The organism is Candidatus Angelobacter sp. (genome assembly GCA_035607015.1).
In the GTDB taxonomy this organism is placed as follows: domain Bacteria; phylum Verrucomicrobiota; class Verrucomicrobiia; order Limisphaerales; family AV2; genus AV2.
In genome coordinates this window covers 1-6634 of the sequence record DATNDF010000009.1, presented here as the reverse complement: position 1 = coordinate 6634, position 6634 = coordinate 1, and the positions used below count along the sequence as shown (strand labels likewise).

Sequence of the window (6634 nt, the reverse complement as noted above, 5' to 3'; positions counted from 1 at the left end):
TGGTTGGGGTGAACGCTGTAACACGTACGATGACCCCGTTTTCAAGGGCCAGGGTCCGACCACGGCATCACAGACGGCGTGGGCGGTCATGGGTTTGTGCGCATTCGATGACCCGAATCTTCCGAGTCTCAAGCGCGGCGTTGAATACCTCGTCCGCACGCAGAACGAGGATGGTTCCTGGACCGAACATGAAACGACCGGCACCGGTTTTCCGAAAGTGTTCTATTTGAAATACGACATGTACCGCAACGCCTGGCCGCTGCTCGCGCTGGCGACGTATCGAAATATTTTGCAGAAAGCCGTGGCGAAAGGGAACACGCACGTGAATGGCACGCCCAAGGAATCTGTCGGAGAGGAAGTGTTGGTGAGGCGGTGAAAGCGTTTCTGCTGTCCCGGCCCGAAACTTAAACCAACCACTCAGGCTGACGAACGTGAAGGAAAATAATCTATCGAGGCTAAAACTACGAGGTTCAATACAGTGTTTGAGCATCATGTGCACACCAAAGCTCAAGGTCATCATCACACTCTGCCTTGCGGGAGTTATTTGTTTACTCGCTTTTGCAGCCTCGTCACCGGTAACGCCCAGGGTTTCGCTACAGCTTCGCGGCTACCAGACAAACGAGCTGGAGGACGTTCCAGGTTTATTCACAAACACGCAGTATGTCTGTGCGGTCGTCTGCATGACGAACAACAGCACACAACCAGTTTTTTATTTCGGCAACCCCTTGCCGTTTTACGATTGTTCGGTTCGGACCATTGAGGAGAAATGGGTAAATGAAACTCCGATGAGATGCGGTTTCGGCGCAGCCCACTACACACTTAAACCATCGCAGAGCGCCACGTTCACCGTTCTGCTTCACGGGCCGGAGCGGCCATTGCTGGTATCAGTCGATTACACGCAGCCAAGAGCCACAGACAAGCTTTGGCGAGTGTTACCACAGCAGCTTACACAGTGGATACCGCCATGGATAAAAGGCACGCGCAAGGCATCAATAACGATTCACCGGGTTGATTCCAGACGATGATGCCCAAATGCAATCTTCTTGACGTGAGCAAACAGCGACCGCCCTGAACAGTGCACCTTCAATGTCCTCTCTTCTCGTTGCCTTTGCTGTCAAGGAAGAGTCGCGTCAATTCCAAAAGTTGGTCGCCGATCAATCGAATTTGAAAGTTCTACTTACTGGCATCGGCCAACGAAATGCCGAAAAGGCCATCCACCGGGCGTTGTCGGAGCAATCGCCAAAACTCGTGCTGACTTGCGGTTTTGCCGGCGGGTTGAATCCAGAACTGGCTGCCGGCACTGTCATTTTTTCTGCCGATGAAGATTTTTGTTTGTCCCCTGCTCTACTCGCAGTCGGCGCACGGCCCGCCAAATTTCATTGTGCTAAACGAGTAGCAACAACTGTCGAGGAAAAGCACGCTCTTTGGCAAACCACCGGAGCGGACGCGGTGGAAATGGAGTCGGGCTTTATCCGTGTCATCTGCCGCGAGCACAAAATCCCCAGCGCCACGGTACGGGTGATTTCCGATGCGGCGAATGAGAACCTGCCGCTTGATTTCAACAGATTGATGGACACCGGGCAAAACTTGAGCTATGGCAAACTGGCGGTGACATTGGCGGCGTCGCCGGGAAAAATCAGCGCTTTGCTCAAACTCCAAAGGCAAACCAAAGCCGCGGCGGGAAAACTTGCGCAGGTTCTGGCTGGAATCATTCCGAACCCATAGCGGGCGCCGTCGTAGCCGGAGCCAGCGGCCGTTTCGCCTTCATTTTCTCGCTGTAGCTGACAAATGCGGCTCCAATCACGATCAGCCCGACCCCGAGCCAGCGGGTCCAGTGGATTTCCTCGTGCAAAATAAGCCTGGCGGCGACCGCGGTGAGCACGAAGCCCAGCGAGGTCAGGGGCCAGATGAGACTGACATCACGCTGCGACAACAGATACAGCAACGCACCGAAGAAGACTGTCTCCAACGCCACACCGAGCAGGATGCTGGAGTTGGCCACACCTCGCCTTACCACGCGCCATACTTCGATCACCGACACTTTTTCCGGCTCACCAACCTCCTTCAGTCCGCGACTCAGGAAAACAACGCCAATGGCCTCAAGCACGAGCGCGATGAGAAGTACGGTCAAAACTTTGGTCATATCACAAATTCTGGTAACGGATCAGCTTCACGTCGTGTTCCTCCACAAGCGAACGCACCCGCGGACTGATCAACGCGTCGAATTCATTCTTAAATTCGTTGAGCGAAGGATGGGAGTAAAGCTCGGAATCGCCGGGCGGCAATTGCGGAATGAGGCGCGTCGCATAATCCTCGTCCACGCGGGCGTTTTGAAGCAAACCAAATACTGCGCCGGTGTGGCGGATACCCTGTCGTTGAAGAGCGCGGCGCGCGCCCGGCGCGAGCATCGAGAAAATAAGCGCATGGCTGGCACGGTAAAACAAGCGACCCGACGCGATCTGCAGGTTGAACCAAAACGGGTCGCGCGTAAGGCGGAAATGTGTGACGCCCCACTCTCGCGCGCGGCGCATCAGTATCCCGAAGACGACCGGGTGCAGGTGAAAATGGAGATGACCGTTGACGTGATCGAGCTTCAGTCCGGTTTGGCGAAATTTTTGAAATTGCGCGGCAATTTCCCGTTCGAGCTGCGGGCGCAGCCTGCCAAGGAAGAAGTAGCGGATTCCCGCACGAACGGGGTCGATGCTGAAATTTCCGCCGGCATCAACCAAACCGGGAATTTCGCCGGACTTCAGCGCCGACGTTCCGCAGACGAGCGCCAGGTGAAGGCCGACGCCCAACCGCGGATTCTGGCGGGCAAGCTCGACCGCTTCGTCGGCAGCGGCGCCATTCACCATCAGGCTGGCGGTCGTCAGAATACCATCACGATGGGCGCGGACGACGGCTTGGTTGATGGAGCGCGACCGGCCGAAGTCGTCGGCGTTGACGATAAGCCGGCGAACGGCTTCACGGCGTCCCATAGTTTGGAACGAGGGCGCCGGTGGTCAGCCGATACCAGGTGCGGAAGATGAGGAACAGCTTCTGAGGCTTGCTCACACGCGTGGGCGTGGGGTCAAATACGTTGAACGCCTGTGCTTCGAGCTTTTGTAGCAGCCGCCAGTACACCGACCCCATCAACTCGGCCGCCCCCATCGAACGGCGATCCTCGGCCGGCAGCGCCTCGCGCGCCTTGCGGTAGAAATCCCGCGCCCGTGTGGCAAGGCTCCCGGCGGCCTGCCGGAATCGCGACGAGTATGTCAGGTCCAGAATCTCTTCCGGTCGAACGCCCCACCGCTCCAATTCTTCGGTCGGGATATAAATCCGCCCGCGTTCCGCATCAGTGCGCACGTCGCGGAGGATGTTGGTGAATTGAAGGGCCTTCCCGAGATAAACCGCGTAATCGCGGCAGCGCGGGTTTTGATAACCGAAGATTTCGATGCTGAGCAACCCGACGGCGGAAGCTACGCGATAGCAATATTGTTCCAGTTCGGCGTATGTCTCATACCGTTTGATGTCGAGGTCCATTTCGACCCCGCGAATCAATTCGTCGAACAGCGAAAACGGGAGGCCGTGTCGCGCGATGACGGGCCGGAGTTCCTGATTCACTGGAAACGCCGGCGAGCCCTGTTCGCAGCTCTTGCGGACATCGTCGCGCCACGCGGCCAGACGCGACCGACGCTCCTCGACCGGCGTGGCATCTTCGTCGGCCACATCGTCCACTTCGCGGCAGAAGGCGTAGAGCGCGGCCATGCCGTCGCGTTTTGACCGGGGCAACAGGACGAAGGCCAGCGCGAGATTGGAGGCGCTTTTGCGCGTGATCGACTGGCTGACGTGCGCGCTCACAGCGGCGGGTTGGAAGTCGGGCCGGCTTTGGACGGCGGAAGTCCGCCGGTCTCAGCCAGCGTCGGGTTGCGGGGACGATGATCGCGACGATGGCGTCGTCTCCGTCGGCGCCCCTGACGATGTCCCCCGTCTTCTCCGTCCTCAACTGCATTGACCACCGGGAGTGGATCGCTCCTGCGCTCGTGATGACGATGCTGACGGCGTTTCTTGCTGCGGACGTAATACCGCGCCCACAGCAGAAGGATCAACCCCAGCGCCAGGCCCGTGGCGAGTATCACCATGATGTCCATGAACACCAGGCCGGTGTTCTTCCCCACCGGGGCCGTCGGATTCAACGGATTCAATCCGTCCAGCTGGGCCAGAAAGCAAAATGATCGCGGCATCAGGAAAAATCCTTTCGCGTGGGCACCACCGTATCTTCATCCGGGCCGGCGTCAATATTGACGTTCAAGCGCTGCATGCGATAGCGCAGCGCGTGGCGGGTGATTTTTAACTGATCCGCGGTCCGGGCCACACTGTAATGGTTTTGTTCCAGCCGCGTCAGGATCAATTCCCGCTCAAAATTAAACATCGCCTCCTCCAGCGAACAACCGGCCATCGCCGAGAGGTCGCTCTTGCGTAAACGCGTTTCGAGATGAAAATCCGGCAGATTCGTGGGCTGGATTTCCTCGGTCGTTTCCAGAATCACCGCGCGCTCGATGACGTTACGCAGCTCGCGCACGTTACCCGGCCAGTGATGGGCCACCAGCAACTGTTGCGCGGGCGGAGAGATCGCCTTGATCGGCTTGTTCATCGTGACGCGGAATTGCTTCAGGAAATGCCCCGCCAGCACGGGGATGTCGTCAGCCCGTTCCCGCAGGGCTGGAGGGCGGAATTGCACCACGTTCAAGCGGTGATAGAGGTCTTCCCGAAAGTAGTTCTGGCGGATTGCATCGATGATGTCGCGATTCGTCGCCGCAATAAGGCGGACATCCACGCGCAATTCCTGGTTTCCACCGACGCGTGTGAAGGTACCGTCCTCCAGAAAGCGGAGCAGCTTGGCCTGCAACGGGCGGCTCATGTCGCCGATTTCGTCCAAAAAAATAGTGCCGCCACCGGCCTCTTCCACGCGTCCCGCCTTCTGTCTCAACGCACCGGTGAAAGCGCCCTTTTCATGGCCAAACAATTCGCTTTCCAGGAGCGTTTCGGGAATCGCCGCGCAGTTGATGCGCACGTAGTTGCCGGAACTGCGCTGGCTCAGGGTGTGGAGCGCACCCGCGATCAACTCCTTGCCGGTGCCGCTTTCGCCCAGGATCAACACGGTGGCGTTCGTTGGTGCCACGGTTTGGATCAACTGGCGAAGTTCGCGTATCCTGGCGGAGTCACCGATGATCTGGTCCAGGCGGTACGGCTCGCCGGCGCGGGCGCGCAACTCCTGGTTTTCCAGGATCAACCGATGACGCTCCGCGCAGCGGGCTACGGCATGGAGCAGTTCCTCGGGCGCAAACGGCTTCGCCAGATAGTCAATTGCCCCGGCCTTGATCGCTTCGACGGCCAGTTTTGGTGTCGCAAACGCGGTGATCATCACCACGGGAAGGTTGGGCCATTTGAGTTTCAACTGGCCGAGGAACTCGTAACCGCTCATTCCGTTCAGGCGAGCGTCCGTGATGATCATGAAGAAGTCCTCCTGCTCCAGCAACCGCAGCGCCTGTTCGGCGGAATCCACCGCGCGGACTTCGTAACCCTCGTCCGCCATGACGGCTTCCAGGGACAGCCGCATGTTCTTCTCGTCATCGACGACCAACAAGGGTGGTAGTTTGACACTCATTTACTTGCGCAACTTCATGACCGTCTTGGCTGGGAAATGTAAAGTAAAGCGGGTTCCTTTTCCAGGCTCGGATTCGACCTGAACCGTCCCGCCGTAAAGTTCGGTGTTGTGTTTGACGATCGCCAGTCCGAGGCCGGTTCCTTTTTCCTTGGTGGTAAAGTAGGGCTCAAAAATCTGCCCGATCTTGTCACGCGAAACGCCAGGGCCGTCGTCGGCGATGCCGATGACCAATGAAAAACTCTCCCCGACTTTCGCGGAGACAAAAATGTTCCCGCGGCCGTTCATCGCCTCGCGGGCGTTCTGCAGCAGGTTTACGAAGGCCTCCGCAAGGTGCATTCGCTGCATCAACAGCGGGGGCAGTGCGGTCGAGTAGTCCCGGTGAATTTTTACCTCGTATTTCACCGCAGGGGGGAAGACACGAAGGATGGCCTGTTCCAACTCCTCCGTGACGTCGAGCTTTTCCACGCGACCTTCAACCAGTCGGGCATAACCCATCAACTCCGTGATGATCCGGTCGGAACGCTCGACCTCTTCGCGGATGATTTGAATCTGTTGAGTGATTGTTTTGCCTTCCTTGACCGTGCGCTGCAAAGTGAACGCCGCGTTGTTGATGATGCCCAGGGGATTCTTCAATTGATGCGCGATCTCGGCGGCCAGCCGGCCGGCCGATTGCAACTGCTGCTGGCGCTGCGCGAATTCGACCGCTTCTTCGTTGACTCTCCGTTGCTTGTCAAACAGCACCTGTAATCCGTAGCAACAAAACGCCATCAGCAATAATACCACGATCCGCAAGACGTAGGGTTCATTGCTCTCTTCAAACAATTCCGGCTCAATCTGCGTAATGGCGACCTCGGTCAGGCCGGCGGCAACAAAGCAGGCACAGGACAACAAATTGAGCACGATCTGCGTGGACGAAACAGGAATGGTGATGCCGGTCCGCACGATCAGCCCCACAAAGACCCAGTACAGCGTGCTGTCGAATCCCCC

General features: G+C 57.9%; 8 protein-coding genes. 2 read left to right on the top strand and 6 right to left on the bottom strand.

All coding sequences use genetic code 11. The features are described from left to right. Together VN887_00330 and VN887_00325 are read left to right on the top strand one after the other, a co-directional pair. On the top strand, positions 1 to 376 hold a 376-nt coding region (locus VN887_00330; GenBank protein HXT38444.1), incomplete at its 5' end, for a squalene--hopene cyclase. 710 nt (positions 377 to 1086) lie between these two features. Further along, the gene (locus VN887_00325) at positions 1087 to 1725 is read left to right on the top strand and encodes a hypothetical protein (GenBank protein HXT38443.1); all 639 of its coding nucleotides are present in this window, start codon (positions 1087 to 1089) and stop codon (positions 1723 to 1725) included. On the opposite strand, the gene VN887_00320 is transcribed toward VN887_00325, so the two are convergent. From VN887_00320 to VN887_00295, 6 genes are all read right to left on the bottom strand, one after another. Then, the gene (locus tag VN887_00320) at positions 1709 to 2143 is read right to left on the bottom strand and encodes an EamA family transporter (GenBank protein HXT38442.1); all 435 of its coding nucleotides are present in this window, start codon (positions 2141 to 2143) and stop codon (positions 1709 to 1711) included. The genes VN887_00325 and VN887_00320 overlap by 17 nt on opposite strands. Position 2144: 1 nt before the next feature. After that, positions 2145 to 2978: a hopanoid biosynthesis-associated protein HpnK gene (hpnK, locus tag VN887_00315; protein ID HXT38441.1), complete on the bottom strand. Its 834-nt coding sequence runs from the start codon at positions 2976 to 2978 to the stop codon at positions 2145 to 2147. Next, positions 2965 to 3840: a presqualene diphosphate synthase HpnD gene (gene hpnD, locus VN887_00310; GenBank protein HXT38440.1), complete on the bottom strand. Its 876-nt coding sequence runs from the start codon at positions 3838 to 3840 to the stop codon at positions 2965 to 2967. Before hpnD ends, hpnK begins: the two co-directional genes overlap by 14 nt. Then, positions 3837 to 4223 (bottom strand): hypothetical protein, encoded by a 387-nt coding sequence (locus tag VN887_00305; GenBank protein HXT38439.1) that lies wholly within the window; start codon positions 4221 to 4223, stop codon positions 3837 to 3839. The genes hpnD and VN887_00305 overlap by 4 nt, the downstream gene beginning before the upstream one ends. Continuing rightward, the gene (locus VN887_00300; GenBank protein HXT38438.1) at positions 4223 to 5647 is read right to left on the bottom strand and encodes a sigma-54 dependent transcriptional regulator; all 1425 of its coding nucleotides are present in this window, start codon (positions 5645 to 5647) and stop codon (positions 4223 to 4225) included. The genes VN887_00305 and VN887_00300 overlap by 1 nt, the downstream gene beginning before the upstream one ends. Beyond that, the coding region (locus tag VN887_00295; GenBank protein HXT38437.1) for an ATP-binding protein at positions 5648 to 6634 on the bottom strand (987 nt) is incomplete at its 5' end.